The sequence below is a fragment of the Vibrio sp. 10N.222.49.A3 genome, assembly GCF_041475145.1.
Taxonomy (GTDB): domain Bacteria; phylum Pseudomonadota; class Gammaproteobacteria; order Enterobacterales; family Vibrionaceae; genus Vibrio; species Vibrio tasmaniensis_A.
The window spans coordinates 1-16,718 of record NZ_JBFRVM010000112.1; the positions used below are offsets into that span (position 1 = coordinate 1).

The window sequence follows — 16,718 nt, forward strand, 5'->3', positions numbered from 1 at the left end:
CCTCCCTCGGTAATCACATTACATTCTGGGGGAGTATCAAAATAATAAAATAAATAGATCTTCGTGGTTACACAAAAATGATGTCTGTCTCTCAAAATTAATATTGAGGTTGTTAAGTTATTAATTAGTAAACTGGAGAATCCGGATAATAAATGAGTGGAATATAGGTGTTATTTTATAAAATAATAGTGTAGGTATAATTATTTACGTTATATATCAAATTGAAAATTGGCTTGTATTTTACTGCCATTGTATTACCGCATAAAGTTGCAGGTATTTACGAACTAGTTGTTGATTTCCAGAGCGTTTTAGCGGGTGAGCGAATCGGATAAAACACGGACTGATTTTGAAGTTACTATTTAAATCATCTGCGAATTGAGTATCACTCTCTCTTAGCGTGATACCTTGTAGGCTGTAGTCGCTAATCTGGTCTGGGAGTTCCCCCATCCACCAATGCAAGAGTTCACCACTGTTTTTGCTTCGACTTATCCAATGGTCGGAGACAATAATCAATAGGTCATTGGGTTGAATGGCAAATCCGTACTCTTGCTGCCAGTTATGAATGTCCAGCATCAACTTTTTACGACAAGTCTTTCCTGCGCTCACCATATGGTGGCTAATCATCCAAACGGTACCAATTTCAGAAGAGATTCGGAAGTGTCGTGGCGTTTCACCAGAAGAGAGCATTTCTAGTGGGCTTACGTTGCTTGCATGATTGAAGCTAACGAAAGTGTGCTCCATTCGTCTCGCAAACGCTTTGCCTATGTGATGTTCACTGATCCCTTGATTGTGTACGGTAGGGTAATGACGCTCACAAAGTTTCAAGCAATCGTCTTGAAACTGATTGACGCTTTTAATCACCAGATCTAATAACAATGAAGCCTCTTATACACAGTTACTATCTTATTGATGGGCAATAGTACGGTAATTGCAGTGCCATTACCTATCGTCAAAGTGCCAGTTCATGATCCCTCTATCAAAATTAGCCATTGCAGAGCGTTTTTATGGATAGCACTGGCGCTCTACGGGTCTGTAATCTAAATTATGAGAAATAATAGTGAGTTAGCAGGCTCATGGTGACTTAGTAAAGTTATCGCTAGTTAACCTAATCTTAGTCAGCTAATCACAATTGTTCTACTTACTCTTTATTTGGACACATTCATGACCATTCAATTAGATTCGAAACAAAAGTCTGAGCTCACTCATACATTACAAAAGTACCTGCAAGATGAACTCGATGTAGATCTTGGTCAGTTCGACACGGAATTTTTGGTCGACTTCATTAGCAAAAAGTTTGGTGCGGTGTATTACAACAAGGGAATAGAAGATGCTCAGAAAGTCATGGAACGAAAAATGTTAGATATCTCAGATGAGCTCTATGAAATTGAACAAATCGTTGAAATATAGACCCAGCAAGCGATTGTTCGACAAAAAAATTTGTCAATAAAGCAACTTGTTCAAAAATTTTGAATAACTTGTTTAATTTGAAATGATGTAACTAATGTAAAACTTGGTAAATAATATGTTACGCAAACTTGGTGTAGGGTACGCTTTTCAAAACTACACGACACGTTAACATTCGGAAGAGATGCATGAACAACAACGTCAAAAATTACAATCCTTTAGCAAGAGCAATGCATTGGATCTCAGCACTCGCAATATTTGGCCTATTTGGTGTAGGCCTATGGATGGTTGATCTTTCTTACTACAGTGAGTGGTACAAAACAGCACCAGACTACCACCGTTCGGTAGGCATTCTTTTGGCTGCCGTTACCATTATCCGCTTGCTTTGGAAGCTAGTTACCGCGTCACCTAATGTGGAAGGTAAAAGCTATGAAGTTGTAGCGGCGAAGATCGCTCATGGATTTATGTACATTAACTTAGCGGTTTTATTTATTTCAGGTTATTTGATTTCGACATCAGATGGCCGTGGGATCGAGGTATTCAATTGGTTCACTGTACCAAGTATGGGTGAACTATTTGCAAACCAATCTGATCTCGCAGGAACGGTTCACTACTATGCTGCATGGGTACTGATCATTATGGCATCAGTGCACGCCTTAGCGGCGATAAAACACCACGTTATCGACAAAGACGATACGCTACGAAAAATGATAGGAGCTTCAAAATGAAAAAGTCAATTATCGCTACAGGATTAGCATTTGCTATGGCAATGCCTTTCGCTGCGAACGCCGCTGATTACGTGATTGATACAAAAGGTGCGCATGCTTCAGTTAACTTCAAAGTTAGCCACCTAAGTTACAGCTTTATCCAAGGTCGTTTTAACACATTCTCAGGTGACTTCTCATTTGATGAGAGCAACGTTGAAGCGTCTAAAATCAGCGTAACGGTTGATACAACTAGCCTTGACTCAAACCACGCAGAGCGTGATAAGCACATCCGTAGCGGTGATTTCATCAATGCTGGTAAGTTTTCTGATGCGACATTCAACAGCACAAAAGTGGTTGATAAAGGCGACGGCAAACTTGAAGTTATGGGTGACCTTAAACTTCACGGTGTAACCAAGCCTATCGTTATCGAAGCTGAATTCATCGGTGCTGGTCAAGACCCATGGGGCGGTGAGCGTGCTGGTTTTGTTGGTACAACTCGTCTAGAGCTTGCTGACTTCAATATCCCAGTAATGGGCGCTTCAAGCTATGTCGACATGGATCTGCATGTTGAAGGTGTAAAGAAGTAATCTAGCTATCAATAATCGCTATCAACATATTTAGAAAGATCAAAATCCTAGTCGATACGAGATAGGTCGGCTGTTAGCCGGTTATTTAGTCATATGGAAAGTAGCAAAGCAGCTAGAATATAGAGAAAGGCGCAAAGTTTTCACTTTGCGCCTTTTTTATTGAGGTAAATGGCCACGCGTTTAGGTCTGTTTTGTGTCAAACCTTTTACTGCGTCTTAAGCCACCATTTACCTCTGCCAGTCAACGTTGCAATGACTGAGTTATCTAGCTGAACGACTAATCCCTAATAGTTCAGCCTACGATTCGTTACTTTGTTTCTAATGAAACGCTTGCTTTGTAAACAGTCGCTAGTTAAGCCGTTTCTAGTTCAGCCTTTGGAACCACGTTTAGGCGGTCGCCATAGATTGGACGTAGTGCTTGCATAACTTCAGTACGAGTCATCACACCGACCATTACGCCATTTTCTAGCACTGGAAGCATATGTGGTTGGCTTACTTTCATCGCTTTTGCACGCTCTTCTAAAGAAAGAGAGGTCAGGCGAGTGGCATAGCCCATGCTTGTTGTCGGGTACAGTTGTTCTTTATCGATACATAGGAACTCAGCAACATCGACCAGTTTGTCGTTTGCATCAATAGCCACTACGTCACGGCTCATTAGGTCTACCACTTTCTGACCTTTAGTCGGAATGTAGTCTTGGCACCAAAGGTCAACCATTACGTCGTGAACAGAGAGGATACCTACTAGGCGGCCTTCAACATCGCAAACAGGAGCGCTAACAAGTTGAGCATCTAAAAGTGAATCAATCGCCACTGAAGTAGGCATTTCTACGCTCAGTGTAATTGGTTGAGTGTTCATGATTTGCTTGATAGTAGTTGTAGTGTTCATAGTGGTTTCCTTAACTGACGTAATTTCTGTTGTTTGAGTTATTGCTGTAATTTTTGCCGCTTTAAGCTGCGGGCGACGGTAGATACTCCAATTGGCTAAGCCGACCAATACCGCACCACCTACAATGTTGCCGAATGTCACTGGTATTAAGTTTGCAGTGACAAATTTTATGATGTTCAGGTCTGCATACTGGGCTGATGTTGCGCCAATTTGCATCCAAAAACTCTCTGGTGCGAATGCTTGAATTGTGATGCCTAATGGAACCATGAACATATTCGCCACACAGTGTTCAAAGCCTGAGCTAACGAACATTGCAACGGGTAATACGGTCATCATTGCTTTAGTCATGGCGTTAGCTGAGCTGAACGTTAACCAAATTGCTAAACACACTAGTAAGTTACAAAGCACACCCAAAGCGAAAGCTTGAACAGGGCTGTGGTGTAGCTTGTGTTGAGCAATGTTTAGAGCGTTTAAGCCCCATTGCCCGCCATCCAGTTGATATAAGCCTGCTGCGCTTACCAAAGCCAGTAGGAACATGGCACCGATAAAGTTGCCTACATATACCTTGCCCCAGATAGACAGCATCTTGGTGAAGGTTATCTGCTTATTAGCCCATGAAATGCTTGATAACACCGAACTGGTAAACAGCTCGCCACCACAAATAACAATCAGGATTAACCCCATGCTGAATGCAAGCCCACCGGCTAAGCGACTTAATCCCCATCCTGCATCAGAGCTACCTGTGGTCACCGTGATGTAGAATAAAAAAGCAAGCCCGATGAATGCGCCAGCCATGATTGCCAAACTCAATGTCATGCTGCTGGTTTTATTTGCTTTGCTTAATGCAAATTTCTCGGCTTCCGCCATCATTTCTGTTGGCGAGAACAGTTGCTGATTTTCAGAAGTGCTGGTTGCCATATCCCCCCCTTGAACAATCCGTCATGTGTAATTCCTAGTGTTAATGACTTGGTTAATCCGTAATGGTTAATCAGTAATGTTTTGCAGGGCTCGTTGTGTCCTGCCATTCCAGATTAGGGTGTTGGGGGGTAGAGGTAAAATTGATAATTTTTAGAAACCACATCAAAAATATTGATATAGATTTGGTTAGGCGTAGAATGAAATTGATTGCTCATCGGCTTAACAAAAAACGAGCAGCAGGACATAAGTTATTAAAAGAATTAAGGATAGATTTTGCGTTATTCATTAAAGCAACTCGCCGTCTTTGACGCGGTAGCAGATTCGGGAAGCGTAAGTCAGGCAGCTGATAGGCTTGCATTGACTCAGTCGGCGACAAGTATGTCTCTTGCACAGTTGGAAAAAATGCTCGGCAGGCCTTTGTTTGAAAGGCAGGGCAAGCAAATGGCGCTCACTCATTGGGGCATGTGGCTTAGGCCAAAAGCGAAGCGTTTACTGCAAGATGCACAGCAAATTGAAATGGGTTTTTACGAGCAGCATTTATTGAGTGGAGAGCTCAAACTCGGTGCGAGCCAAACCCCGGCAGAACACCTGGTTCCAGACCTCATCAGTATTATTGATAACGACTTTCCTGAGATGCGAATCTCGCTTGGTGTACAAAGTACCGATGCGGTTATAGATGGCGTATTAGATTACCAATATGACCTTGGCGTTATCGAAGGTCGCTGTGACGATAACCGAGTTCATCAAGAAGTGTGGTGTACCGACCATTTAACGGTGGTTGCATCGGCTCATCACCCATTTGCAAAGCGTGAACGTGTCAGTTTGGCGCAACTAGAACAAGCGAAGTGGGTATTGCGTGAACATGGTTCAGGTACTCGCAAAGTTTTTGATAGCTCTATTCATCATTTAATTGGTGATCTTGATGTTTGGCGAGAATATGAACACGTTCCTGTTTTAAGAAGTTTGGTAGCAAACGGCCCATATTTAACGTGTTTACCTTATCTCGATGTCGAGCAGTTTGTTGAATCTGGCCAACTCGTTACTTTGAATGTTCCTGAGCTTGAAATGGAACGTACGCTTTCGTTTATTTGGCGTGCGGATATGGCAGAAAACCCACTTGCTGAATGTATTAAGCGAGAAGGTAAGCGCATGATGAAAGGCAAACCGTCAGTTCTATAACGGTAATTTGATAAAGGCTAGGGGCTGTTGACCTTTCGTGGTTAAGTTTTGTTCGAGGTAAAATCGTTTTAGGCGCGGCGAAGAGTATGTAGCCTAGTCATTCTAAGCAAATATTCTTCAACAAAGCATAAAGCGATTTTAACCGAACCCTTCGGGCAGCCCTTGTGGTTCATTTCTACTGCGTTATCGCCTTTTCATGTAGGCTAACTACACATCAAAGCCTCTGCCTTGTATAAATTTCCCACAAGAGCTGCAAAATAAAGCTCGAAAGGTTAACAGCCCCTAATAACTAATTGTGTTGAATAAGCGATTCCGGTCTCTATCTGGTGATAAATGCATATTCGCGTACATTATTAATGTGATCATGATCGGCTAAAAGAAGGCGTTCTTCCCATAATATGCTTACTTGATTTTAAGTGAGGCTAAATCCGGTGCGATGAATTTCGTAATTAGGCTTTAGAAATAGTATGAGTACATTAGTCGCGATTTCATTAACAACAGGTATTTTGTCAGGTCTATGGGGATGGATTGCTATCTCTTTCGGCTTATTGTCATGGGCCGGTTTCTTAGGTTGCACCAGTTATTTTGCTTCGCCAACGGGCGGTGTTAAAGGACTAGCAGGCAGCTTACTGACCAACATGACAGGTGTATTCTGGGCAATGGTGATTATCGAAAGCTCGACCTTCGCAGGGTTAGAGATTTTAGGCTATATGATTACCGCTATTGTCGCTTTCTTTATGTGTATTCAAGCCAAACAAGCGTGGCTAGGTTATATCCCAGGGACCTTTATTGGTTGCTGCGCGACGTTTGCAGCAGGCGGCGATTGGCAACTTGTCGTGCCATCTTTACTGCTTGGTGGTGTCTTTGGATACTTGATGAAAGCAACGGGGCTTTGGCTTCACGAAAAATCGACTCAATCTTCGGAAGCGGTTGAACAACACGCTAAGCAAGCCAAGGCTTAATTCGTTAACCTAGCCTTAATTCGTTAACCTAACCTTAGTTTAGTCACTGTGAACTCTTGCAAGATAACCCCCAATTAATTTGTATATCGATTTATACAGGCACTCCACTTGGTGTGCCTTTTTTGGTTTCTTAATCAATTCAAGAAATTATCAACAGAAGAACTAATAGCACTTATCAGATAAGCAAGAAGCTAGGTATTTCCGTTTGCCATGGTGATCACGCGTTTCAAAGTCCATCTCAACAACAATGGAATACAGTCTTGTCCTTGATTCTCACAATGAGACACGATCGCTAAAGCCAGGTCTGGTTTTGCGTGTTTCTTGAGAACTTTAGCCACAACTTTTTTCGCTGGAATAGGGTGATCATAAGGAATCTTAACCATGTCTCTGAAAAAGTTCTCAAACCCATTCATGTACAAGTAGTGCTCGATGTCTCTATCAGGCAGTTCTGTGAGGCGATGTCGTTCTTGATCATTACCAAGTTTAGATAGCACAGTCGCCGCATACTTCTTACCAGCAGCGTCTCCGTCAGTCACCACGTGCCAATCGATGCCAAACTCTTGCGCTACTTTAATGAGCGCTTTAAGACCAGACTGCGCGAACTCAATAATTTGAACGCCTTCCGCAGCAAGGTTATACCCACATTGGTTGGCTAACTCGTTAAACAACCAGACTTCGGTTTCACCTTCTACCAACAACCAACAGCGAGCATACAGAGCGCCGGACCGGTGAAAACGAATATGAAAACCAATTCGACGAAGTTCATCTTTGCTGAAGTGGTTCACATTGAGCTGGTTGGCTATGGTTTTATCTGACTGACGTACCAAACGACGAATCGATTGAAGCGGCACTGCAGCAAGTAGATCGCCACTGTTGGTGGTCAGGATTTTTTGCATGGGCAGCTTTTGCATCAAGCTCCAAGCCCTTGCCAAGTGCGTTGGGTGCAATCGACCTTCTGGATCTTCAAGGATCAAAAGAGGGCGAGCACATCTTCTTAAGTCATTTGGCCCTTTTGCTTGCAAATAGGCATTAAGCAACCCCATGAATAATAAGCGAGTTTGTTTGTTTTTGGTCTCTTCGACTAATTGATGAATGCTCTTGTCGTTCGCACCAGCTGAGTAAAGTAACCCATCACGCGGTTTTCTCGGATTTTTACGTGAGACACTCTTAAATGAGAAGTAGTGTTCTATCAAGCTTTGCATCGACTCAAGACTACTGCGCATTTCACCTTTATTAACATGTCCGGGTATCGCCATAAGGCGACGGCAGGTGTTGTCGATGCGTTTTTCTATCCTTGCCTGACGCCCATTTCCGTTTCCATTGCTGCCATTACCATTGGTTGTTTGACTCTGGCCGTTACCATTTCCACTCACATTATTAGCGTGCCCGTTACTAGCATGAACGGTGTTAGTGTGAACATTACCCGGTAGATGAGCATTGTGGTTAAGTGAATTGCCGTTGAAAGGGCGATCGAAGTGCCTTGCGTCTCTCAAACGAATTACAGGGTGTAACGTCATTAATTCTTGAGCGAGCTTTTCTGAGTGATGAAGCTTGAGAGGGTTTCCGTCCAACCCCAAAAATGCATAGTGTGTGGTCGTTTCATATTGCTCTAACGTGGCACTGATTCGATAATAGATACGAAAAACACCAAACTCGTCTTGAACCCACACCGGTTTGAGTTTGCGATAACGTCCTGCATTTAGCTCACTTTTATCGTTGGCTTTTAATGCGAGAACAATTTGAAGGTGTTGAGACTGTGGATGTGAAACTGAGTAATCGACATGGAAATCGGTCATTTCGAAGTGATATGGAACTCCGTCTGAAGGGAGAACGACGGAAAGGGCATCCAATAATGAAGACTTACCCCAAGTATTTTCACCAATAAGCGTGGTTAGCTCATCAAACGCAAGAGACATGCGCTTAATACCTCGAAAGCCAGAAATCTCGATTCTTTCTAGTTGCATAGGCTTACTCCTAACGGAAGGCTCTGCTAATTGTTTGAAAGCTAACAGATATCTTTAATCATAATCGAAAAACACAAATCTGGTATGCTCACCTGTCACAAAACCCGTTGTTTATTTATACGGTGCAAAATGAGATTTTCGATCTATCTCGAGTATTTTTTTGCAGTGCAGTTTCATAAAATTCACGATTCTGTCATGATTCTCGACCTAGTATGAAGGGACAAAGAGAGAAGAAAATATGACTAAAAAGAATAAGCCGACAAAAATAGTGTTGGCACACATCAACGACACCCACTCATACTTTGAACCAACCTCGTTACAGCTATCACTTAAAATGAACAACCACATCATTGAACCTTATGTCAGTACTGGTGGCTTTGCTCGAATTTCAACACGCTTCAAACAAATAGAACAAGATGCCCAGCGTCAGAAGGTTGGAACCCTGTTCCTGCATGCTGGTGACTGCTTCCAGGGGACTTTGTACTTTTCTTTATTCAAGGGAAAAGCCAACGCCGATTTGTTGAATGCCCTAAATATAGATGCCATGACGCTCGGAAATCACGAGTTAGACATGGGTAATGAGCCCGTTGCGATCTTCGCGAAAAGAATCAAATTTCCACTGTTGGCCGGTAACTGGAATCTATCGAATGAGGATATCAATAAAACTCATACCTTAGCGGACAACGAAATTGTTAAGCCTTATCTGACTGAAACGCGAAGTGCTTCTTTTATAACGAAAGAGTTTGATGGCGAGAAGGTTGCAATATTCGGCTTAAGCATCGATAAGATGGCAGGCATTGCTAATCCAGATATCGATACACCATTTGAAAATGCTTTAGAAACCGCAAAAGCGACCATTGAGCAAATCCATCAAGCAGGCATCAACAAGATTGTGTTACTTAGTCATCTTGGTTACGAAGCTGATTTAGAGTTAGCAGCCAACGTAACAGGTATTGGTGTCATTGTTGGTGGTCATAGTCATCGCTTACAAGGTGATTTCTCTGATATTGGCTTAGTTAAAGATGATGATTACGGAGTGAAAGTCGATGACACCTATGTTGTGCAAGCGGGTTTCCACGCCATGAGCCTAGGACACTGCGAAATCGAGTTCGATGCTGAAGGCAAAGTGACTCACTTCAACGGTAAGAACGAACTGCTGTTAGGCCGTCGACTGTTTATAGACGCGAAATTGAGTGAAGTAGGGCAAGACGATGCCCACGACATGGCATGTGAGTTTTTAAATAATCACCCTAATATTGCAGTGTGTAAAAAAGATCCTGAGCTGCAGAGTATTCTGACGGATAAATACCAGCCGAGAGTTCGAAAGCTTCAGCAACAAGTGATTGCTCATGCAGACACAACACTGCGCCATATTCGGATCCCGGATGAGAAAGGTCCAAGTCAGCTTGCGCCCTTGGTTGCTCAATCATTTCACTACCTAATGAACAAGAAAGGGCATCAGGTTGAATTTGCGATTCACAACTCTGGTGGAGTGCGAAATTCACTTAATAGTGGTGATGTATCCGTTGCCGATATTGCCGGAAAACTACTACCGTTTGCCGTACCCATTGGTGTGTATGAAGTAAAAGGTGAAACGATCGCTGGCATGCTTGAAGGTGCAATCAATAACGCGATCGATAATGGTGTCGTGGGCACAGGTTCCGGCAGCTTTCCTTATACTCATAACTTGAGATTTTGTTATCACAAAGAAGCACCTATAGGGCATAGGATTCACCATTTAGAAATTCACTCTGAAGTATCCGGTTGGCAGCCTGTGTCTCGCGATCGAATTTACCGAGGCGCGTCGTCAGCCTACACCATGAAAGGAAAAGAGGGCTATAACGCCGTCTTAGATATGATAGGTGATGGCGTGGTGACGACCGATTCTATGGCAGACTGTTTTATCGAGTTTCTACAAGAATACCCAGAGTCTCTTAAACACAATGAACCGCTGAATTGCATGGAGTGTTTTAGATAATCAGCATCAATGATTGCACTTAACATTATTAGTTATGGCTGTTTATAAATTTGGCACTGTTTATGCTTTATTCCTGCAGGTCACACTTCTTGTGGAGATAAGCATGGATAAGAAAGATTGGTTAGATGCAGTAGCGGTGGTTGGTTGGGTATCGGTTTGGTCTGCGTTAGTGTATTTGATACCGACTGCAGGATTGTAATTTACGCGAGATTGTAATTTGCGCAGAATTATTACTTGATCGTTTTGCAGTGTAACTACGCAGTGCCATCGTGAATTTGGTTAGCGAATTTATTCTTAGAATCAATTCGAGTGTCTATTTGATAGGGTGGCATCAATAAGAAAGGAGCATTTGCTCCTTTTTTGTATTTCTAGTGCAAATTTTAATAGACGAAACACAAATAGGGGAATATTATCCACGCGTTTGGGGAGTAGTTAGCGCAAGTTTACATGTCGTCATCTCGTTAGGCTAAGAGCCTATCCGGTATGTAAAGGTGAAATCCCATATTTCACTTCAACGAGACCAACGCAATCACAATCAAGATCCGTCGTGGAACTTGATATGTTTTGTTTGCGGAAGGTCTTTGTAAAGTTCTTCCGCCCGGAGGAATAATGAACTCAACTCAATCTCTATTATCTACAAATAGTGAATCCTTTTTTTCATCGCCAATCATGACGACTTATGCGGGTTTTTTCCTGCTAACAGTGATTCTCGTCTCTATTGATATCTATCAGACTCGTGGTGGGAACGTCACAATTAAAAAAGCGGCAATCTGGAGCGTTTTTTGGTTTGTACTTGCATTTTTGTTTGCTGGTTCTATTTACTTATTCTGGGACATTTATGCACCAAATAGTGACTACACAGCGCAAAAAGCAACCGTGTCATTCATTACGGGTTACTTGCTAGAAAAATCACTCAGTGTAGACAACCTATTTGTTTTCGCGATGATCTTTGCTCAATACCAAGTTCCTGAGCATCTAAGACCACGTGCGCTTCTTTGGGGCGTAATTGGTGCATTGGTACTTCGTGCAATTATGATCGCACTAGGCGCACAGCTGTTGGCTGAATACCACTGGGTGCTTTACGTGTTTGCTGCGTTCTTGATTGGTACTGGTATTAAACTGGCGTTAGACGAGGGCGAAGAGGAAAGCGTGAATACACTGCCTGAAAAGCTACTTCGTAAAGTGATGCCGGTAACCGAAGATTTCCATGGCCCTGCATTAATGGTTAAACAGGGTGCTAAATGGGCATTCACTCCAATGATGTTGGTGATCGGTGCGATTGCAGTTATGGATGTGATGTTTGCATTGGATTCTATTCCTGCGATCTTTGCGGTGACACAAGAGCCATTCTTAGTACTGGCTGCAAACGTATTTGCATTGCTTGGCCTTCGTTCTTTGTACTTTGTTCTGCAAGGCATGATGGATAAGTTCATCTACTTGAAGCCTGCACTGGCATTCATCATGGTGTTCATTGGTGTGAAAATGCTATTGGTTGACAGTGAGTGGGCTATCCCAACGTACTGGTCGTTGGCGGTGCTTATTTCTACCATGACGGTTGCGGTTATAGCGTCGATTTATGCGAAGAATCCAGACATTGAACAAGTGAATTAGAAACAAATATAACTTATCGAAAAGTTTATAATCGGTACGTGGTCGATGAAGTGGGAAATTTATTCATGTAAAATTTCTGTGACATTGGCCACTGTGATTTGAAGGGTATTTGTACTAAATGCATGTTTTTAACGCCATTGTGAATTTATAGTCACCATTTGTGAATATGTATTTCCATGCCTTGTTAACGGTTTGTTTTATTAGAAAAACTAATCTGAAAGTCCAAATTTAGTCATTTTTTAACGTGTAAAAAATCACCTATTATTCTTGTCATCAGAACGAACCACTTAAACAAATTTATAGAGAGGCAATCATGGCTCAAGCAATGCAAATGAATACTATCGCTGTTCCTAACTCTATGGATAAGAAGACCTACTCGGTTAACTTCAAAGGATTGATTACACACATTTTCGATATTCTTTTTGTAGACAACTCTCCACGTAGTTACTACTCAAGCGACCTATCTGGTCACATGCAACGCGATATCGGTATCAACCGTTAATCTCTGCGTTAACATGTAAAAATATAGAATTTTAAGAAAACGCCAGCTTCTGAAGCTGGCGTTTTTGTATCTGAAATAAGCTGTGCATCTCAAAGAAACTAAGCATCTGAAATAAAATAAGTATCTGAAAGAAACTCATCACCTGAAAGAAATACTTAGGCATAACGGTCTTTATTTGAGCGCCAGTAAATTCGCTTCGTACAAGGATCTCGGTATGTCACACGCCACACGCAATTCATCATTGCTTAAACTCTGTTTACTTGCCTTGCCAATCGGCGCCCATTCTTCTGTGTCGTTTGCACAAACCTGGAGTAATGAAGGTCAACCTGCGCAGGTTATCGAACTGTTCACCTCTGAAGGTTGTTCAAGTTGTCCGCCTGCTGATGCCTACCTTAGTACTTTTGAAGACCACCCTAATCTTTGGACACAAGTCATTCCGCTCGCCTATCACGTCGATTACTGGGATTACCTAGGGTGGGGAGACAAGTTCGCTAGCAAGGCATTCAGTCAAAAGCAACGCTTGTACAAAGCTTATGGAGTAACAAGTGGCGTTTATACTCCGGGCTTTGTCGTCGATGGAAAAGAGTGGCGCGGTTACTTTAATTGGCTAGACAGAACCTTGCCATCGCTCCAACAACAAAGTAACCCTAAGCTAACCGTCAATCATAAAGGCGATACGTTCAGCGTGCACTACGAAGGCAAAGGTGATTATGTCGCTCATATTGCCTTGTTGGCGATGAACGAAGTCACCAGCGTTGAAGCGGGCGAGAACAGAGGTAAGAAACTTGAGCACGATTTTGTCGTGGTTTACGACGGCTATCGACGTGGTCAGTCTGAATGGCAATTCAATATCGATTTCTCTCCTTTAGTCGCCACGCCAGATGCCGTGGCCGTGTGGTTAACCGAACCTAACTCGTATACACCGGAACAAACGGTAGCAGGATGGCTGAATTAAACTTGCGATAACTTGATACTGGATGTGTTGTAGTGGGGGCTCATTGCTAAAACACGAGAGAAAGGGGCGATTTAGTTACGTAATACTGCTGAAATACGTTAATATAGCGCGCTATTATTTTAGCTTTGAGTTCCTGCAATTAATGACTAACACCACAACACCAACCAACTTCTCTGATCTTGGCTTAATCTCTCCTTTGATGGCTCGTCTTACCGAGCTTGAATACCAACAGCCAACGCCTATCCAAGCGCAAGTTATTCCAAGTGTGTTAGCAGGACGCGACCTAATTGCAGGCGCAAATACAGGTTCAGGTAAAACTGCAGCATTTGCACTTCCACTGTTACAAAAGATTCATGAAGATGCACCTCTGGACCGTCGTTCGGGCAAAGGTAACTATGTTTCTGGCCTTATCTTGGTTCCTACACGTGAGCTTGCTAAGCAAGTTGCCGATAGCGTTAAGTCTTACGCAGTACATTTCAACGGTGCAATCAAAACGGTTTGTGTATTCGGTGGTGTATCGGTGAACACTCAGATGCAAGCGTTACGTGGCGGCACAGACATCTTGGTGGCAACACCGGGTCGTTTGCTTGATCTGATCTCAAGCAACGCTATCAAACTCGATAAAGTAAAAACGTTAGTGCTTGATGAAGCTGACCGAATGTTGAGCCTTGGCTTTACAGAAGAACTTGATGCACTCTTGAAGCTATTGCCGAATAAGAAGCAAACCTTGTTGTTCTCTGCGACTTTCCCTGAGCAAGTTAAAACGCTGACTCAAGAATTACTGAACGACCCAATTGAAGTCCAACTTCAAAGTGCCAATGCGAGCACGCTAGTTCAGCGAGTATTCGAAGTCGAAAAAGGCCGTAAGACAGCTTTGTTGGCGCACCTGATTCAACAACACGAATGGCGCCAAGCTCTTATCTTCGTGAATGCGAAGAACAGCTGTGAACATTTGGCTGATAAGCTTTACAAGCGCGGTATCATTGCGGAAGTATTCCACGGTGATAAAGGTCAGGGTTCACGTACTCGTATCCTAGAAGATTTTAAATCTGGCGAGATTGACGTTCTGATCGCGACAGACATCGCAGCTCGTGGTCTGGATATTGAAAAGCTTCCTGTAGTGATCAACTTTGACTTACCACGTAGTCCATCAGACTACATGCACCGTATTGGCCGAAGCGGTCGTGCAGGTGAGGTTGGTTTAGCATTATCTCTGATCGATCACGAAGACTACCATCACTTCACAATCATCGAGAAGAAGAACAAAATTCGTCTTGAGCGTGAGCAAATCGAAGGCTTTGAAGTGGATGAAGAAGCAACCGCTGCACTTGTTGCTGCATTAAAACCGGTTGCGCCACCAGCAGGAACTGGCAAGAAGAAAAAGAAGAAAGCACCTAAAAACCAAGATGTTTGGTTGAGAAATAACTAAATTAAGAATGGTTAGATTGTAGATACAAGAAAGGCGCTCAATTGAGCGCCTTTTTTCGCGTTTATAGTAGGTACTGTGTCCTATTTGTTTGCTCTTAGTAAATGCTCTTCCTTGGTAACTATCATTCTCAAAAGAAAGAGATCTAAACCAATGATTACATTTACTGAAGGTCGATTGTTCGTCAAAACATTTTTCTTATTTAAGGACAAAGAAAAACCGCTCACATTGGAACGGTTTAGTAAAAGATAGGGCAAAAATTTAAAGAGAAAGCTGTTTGTGCTTCTTAATCTTGTCATTGTGTAGCTTGATGTGATTTGCGTATTTCGTTTTCTTCTTTTTATCATGACCTTTATAAGCATGATGATTTTCAATCACTTGGCTGATATCTACTGGCGGAGCCTCTGGTGAGGAGGCAGTACTGTAGCCTGCATTTTTATGTTCGTTCATCGTGCCTCCTTCTCTGTGTGCTTTGATTGAATTGATAAGGTTCGTTGTTAATGAGTGTATATTGTCCACTGCGTCATTGCCAATATCATCTTTATACCGATAGCAAGATCATATTAATTAATTGATTTAATTGCCATTCTATCAATAGGGTGTTCAGATATTGAATGATGTCTGATATGACTGTACTCTCCTTGTACTACTAATAGTTGTAAGGTAATACATGTCAACATCATATGAGCATCAGCTAAATACACTTATGGGTCGCTTTGGTTTTCAGCATACAAAGCGAGAGATTAAAAAGGTATTTTCTACTAAGGCAGCTTCTAAAGAATCTTTTAGGGAAGAGGTCGCTCGTGAGGCTTCAGCATCGTCTGAGCTTCAAGCGGCCATTTCTGACCTAGGACTTTTGGCATCTAAGATGGGAACAAGGCAGATTGAACTGTTTCGTGTTCACGAAGATGACCATGAATCTCTAGACGATGTTTTTGATAACGTAACACTGACTAGCTCTGGCGATGTATATAACGCTTTTCCTTTTCCAATCGAAGACCAGGGGAAGCTCAGAAAGCTCAAGAAAAATGTTGTATTACCGATGCAAAAGCTGGACACGACTCTAGGTGATTATCAGTTTAAAACTTTGATCATGTGTGCTGTAGCTGAGAAAGAGGTTGAAGAAATATTGGCTGCTGCACATTTAAATGATGAAGGCCTTGAATACACGAAAGATCAAGAGGGCGAACTGGTATTCAAGAAAAAGCAAAATACACAGTTGTTCCATACTGCATACTGGTCAAAAGAAGCTGAGTTGCTCATCATATCTGTTGACCGCCACAGCTTGTCACATACTAGTAGCCAAGACCAATTGTTCTTGTTAAGAGGTTATTTAACGAATAGCGGTGCTCACCCGGGTGATGCTCTAAACGTGTTTAATGCAATTGAGCCGCTTTACAATGAATCTGATGGTTATGTAGTAAAACTGGGACATGTTACTACACAAAGTAATCCTGTCCGTATTCAACTTAAAGGCTCTGAGAAGTGTCTAAAACAAGATAGATACCATAGTACTGGCGAGAACCAAGGCTTCGTAGATGCAAAATTTGCAGTTGCAAAGAGATGGTTCTTTAAAGGAGAGTCTGAAGTGAAGATTCCTGTAGAAGTGGAGTTATCCGGGATGATCTGCTCCAGTTAGA

At 42.4% G+C, this 16,718-nt stretch carries 15 protein-coding genes; 11 read left to right on the forward strand and 4 right to left on the reverse strand.

Annotated elements, in window-relative coordinates:
- Positions 1-240: 240 nt before the first annotated feature.
- Positions 241-876, reverse strand: coding sequence for a hypothetical protein (locus AB4589_RS18120; protein WP_009845296.1), 636 nt, complete (start codon positions 874-876; stop codon positions 241-243).
- 285 nt (positions 877-1,161) lie between these two features.
- Here AB4589_RS18120 and AB4589_RS18125 point away from each other — a divergent pair, with 285 nt between their 5' ends.
- From AB4589_RS18125 to AB4589_RS18135, 3 genes are all read left to right on the forward strand, one after another.
- Complete coding sequence (locus AB4589_RS18125; RefSeq protein WP_004730892.1) at positions 1,162-1,407, forward strand: DUF2164 domain-containing protein; 246 nt, start codon at positions 1,162-1,164, stop codon at positions 1,405-1,407.
- Between the two features lie 185 nt (positions 1,408-1,592).
- On the forward strand, positions 1,593-2,132 hold the full coding sequence (locus AB4589_RS18130) for a cytochrome b (protein WP_102250471.1): 540 nt from the start codon (positions 1,593-1,595) through the stop codon (positions 2,130-2,132).
- Positions 2,129-2,698 (forward strand): YceI family protein, encoded by a 570-nt coding sequence (locus tag AB4589_RS18135; RefSeq protein ID WP_372101362.1) that lies wholly within the window; start codon positions 2,129-2,131, stop codon positions 2,696-2,698. Before AB4589_RS18130 ends, AB4589_RS18135 begins: the two co-directional genes overlap by 4 nt.
- A gap of 351 nt (positions 2,699-3,049) precedes the next feature.
- Here the strand turns inward: AB4589_RS18135 and focA are convergent, their stop codons facing one another.
- Complete coding sequence (gene focA, locus AB4589_RS18140; RefSeq protein ID WP_371709829.1) at positions 3,050-4,501, reverse strand: formate transporter FocA; 1,452 nt, start codon at positions 4,499-4,501, stop codon at positions 3,050-3,052.
- Between the two features lie 273 nt (positions 4,502-4,774).
- Between focA and AB4589_RS18145 the strand changes: the two genes are divergently transcribed.
- Together AB4589_RS18145 and AB4589_RS18150 are read left to right on the forward strand one after the other, a co-directional pair.
- Positions 4,775-5,680, forward strand: a complete 906-nt coding sequence (locus AB4589_RS18145) for a LysR substrate-binding domain-containing protein (RefSeq protein ID WP_009845304.1) — start codon at positions 4,775-4,777, stop codon at positions 5,678-5,680.
- 467 nt (positions 5,681-6,147) lie between these two features.
- A complete protein-coding gene (locus AB4589_RS18150; RefSeq protein ID WP_102250468.1) occupies positions 6,148-6,642 on the forward strand; it encodes a DUF1097 domain-containing protein in 495 nt (164 codons plus the stop codon).
- Positions 6,643-6,833: 191 nt separating this feature from the next.
- On the opposite strand, the gene AB4589_RS18155 is transcribed toward AB4589_RS18150, so the two are convergent.
- The gene (locus AB4589_RS18155; protein ID WP_009845306.1) at positions 6,834-8,606 is read right to left on the reverse strand and encodes an ATP-dependent endonuclease; all 1,773 of its coding nucleotides are present in this window, start codon (positions 8,604-8,606) and stop codon (positions 6,834-6,836) included.
- A 238-nt stretch (positions 8,607-8,844) separates the two neighbouring features.
- On the opposite strand from AB4589_RS18155, the gene AB4589_RS18160 reads away from it, so the two are divergent.
- The 5 genes from AB4589_RS18160 to AB4589_RS18180 all read left to right on the forward strand — a co-directional run bounded on the left by AB4589_RS18160 (position 8,845) and on the right by AB4589_RS18180 (position 15,081).
- Positions 8,845-10,584, forward strand: coding sequence for a bifunctional UDP-sugar hydrolase/5'-nucleotidase (locus tag AB4589_RS18160; RefSeq protein ID WP_372101365.1), 1,740 nt, complete (start codon positions 8,845-8,847; stop codon positions 10,582-10,584).
- 609 nt (positions 10,585-11,193) lie between these two features.
- Entirely contained in the window at positions 11,194-12,195 is a 1,002-nt protein-coding gene (locus tag AB4589_RS18165; RefSeq protein ID WP_372101367.1) for a TerC/Alx family metal homeostasis membrane protein, read from the forward strand.
- A gap of 313 nt (positions 12,196-12,508) precedes the next feature.
- The gene (locus AB4589_RS18170) at positions 12,509-12,697 is read left to right on the forward strand and encodes a hypothetical protein (protein ID WP_372101369.1); all 189 of its coding nucleotides are present in this window, start codon (positions 12,509-12,511) and stop codon (positions 12,695-12,697) included.
- A gap of 214 nt (positions 12,698-12,911) precedes the next feature.
- The gene (locus tag AB4589_RS18175; protein ID WP_372101371.1) at positions 12,912-13,652 is read left to right on the forward strand and encodes a DUF1223 domain-containing protein; all 741 of its coding nucleotides are present in this window, start codon (positions 12,912-12,914) and stop codon (positions 13,650-13,652) included.
- A gap of 142 nt (positions 13,653-13,794) precedes the next feature.
- On the forward strand, positions 13,795-15,081 hold the full coding sequence (locus tag AB4589_RS18180; protein WP_372101373.1) for a DEAD/DEAH box helicase: 1,287 nt from the start codon (positions 13,795-13,797) through the stop codon (positions 15,079-15,081).
- Between the two features lie 258 nt (positions 15,082-15,339).
- Here the strand turns inward: AB4589_RS18180 and AB4589_RS18185 are convergent, their stop codons facing one another.
- The gene (locus tag AB4589_RS18185; RefSeq protein WP_371707562.1) at positions 15,340-15,528 is read right to left on the reverse strand and encodes a hypothetical protein; all 189 of its coding nucleotides are present in this window, start codon (positions 15,526-15,528) and stop codon (positions 15,340-15,342) included.
- A gap of 220 nt (positions 15,529-15,748) precedes the next feature.
- Between AB4589_RS18185 and AB4589_RS18190 the strand changes: the two genes are divergently transcribed.
- Positions 15,749-16,717 (forward strand): hypothetical protein, encoded by a 969-nt coding sequence (locus tag AB4589_RS18190; RefSeq protein ID WP_372101375.1) that lies wholly within the window; start codon positions 15,749-15,751, stop codon positions 16,715-16,717.
- Position 16,718 lies beyond the last annotated feature (1 nt).

Excerpts from the sequence above, each read along its gene's own strand:
- AB4589_RS18165 (WP_372101367.1), top strand. The coding sequence starts at position 11,194 with ATGAACTCAACTCAATCTCTATTATCTACAAATAGTGAATCCTTTTTT.
- AB4589_RS18130 (WP_102250471.1), top strand. The coding sequence starts at position 1,593 with ATGAACAACAACGTCAAAAATTACAATCCTTTAGCAAGAGCAATGCAT.
- AB4589_RS18160 (WP_372101365.1), top strand. The coding sequence starts at position 8,845 with ATGACTAAAAAGAATAAGCCGACAAAAATAGTGTTGGCACACATCAAC.
- AB4589_RS18170 (WP_372101369.1), top strand. The coding sequence starts at position 12,509 with ATGGCTCAAGCAATGCAAATGAATACTATCGCTGTTCCTAACTCTATG.
- AB4589_RS18150 (WP_102250468.1), top strand. The coding sequence starts at position 6,148 with ATGAGTACATTAGTCGCGATTTCATTAACAACAGGTATTTTGTCAGGT.
- AB4589_RS18185 (WP_371707562.1), bottom strand. The coding sequence starts at position 15,528 with ATGAACGAACATAAAAATGCAGGCTACAGTACTGCCTCCTCACCAGAG.
- AB4589_RS18155 (WP_009845306.1), bottom strand. The coding sequence starts at position 8,606 with ATGCAACTAGAAAGAATCGAGATTTCTGGCTTTCGAGGTATTAAGCGC.
- AB4589_RS18190 (WP_372101375.1), top strand. The coding sequence starts at position 15,749 with ATGTCAACATCATATGAGCATCAGCTAAATACACTTATGGGTCGCTTT.
- AB4589_RS18135 (WP_372101362.1), top strand. The coding sequence starts at position 2,129 with ATGAAAAAGTCAATTATCGCTACAGGATTAGCATTTGCTATGGCAATG.
- AB4589_RS18180 (WP_372101373.1), top strand. The coding sequence starts at position 13,795 with ATGACTAACACCACAACACCAACCAACTTCTCTGATCTTGGCTTAATC.
- AB4589_RS18175 (WP_372101371.1), top strand. The coding sequence starts at position 12,912 with ATGTCACACGCCACACGCAATTCATCATTGCTTAAACTCTGTTTACTT.
- AB4589_RS18125 (WP_004730892.1), top strand. The coding sequence starts at position 1,162 with ATGACCATTCAATTAGATTCGAAACAAAAGTCTGAGCTCACTCATACA.
- focA (WP_371709829.1), bottom strand. The coding sequence starts at position 4,501 with ATGGCAACCAGCACTTCTGAAAATCAGCAACTGTTCTCGCCAACAGAA.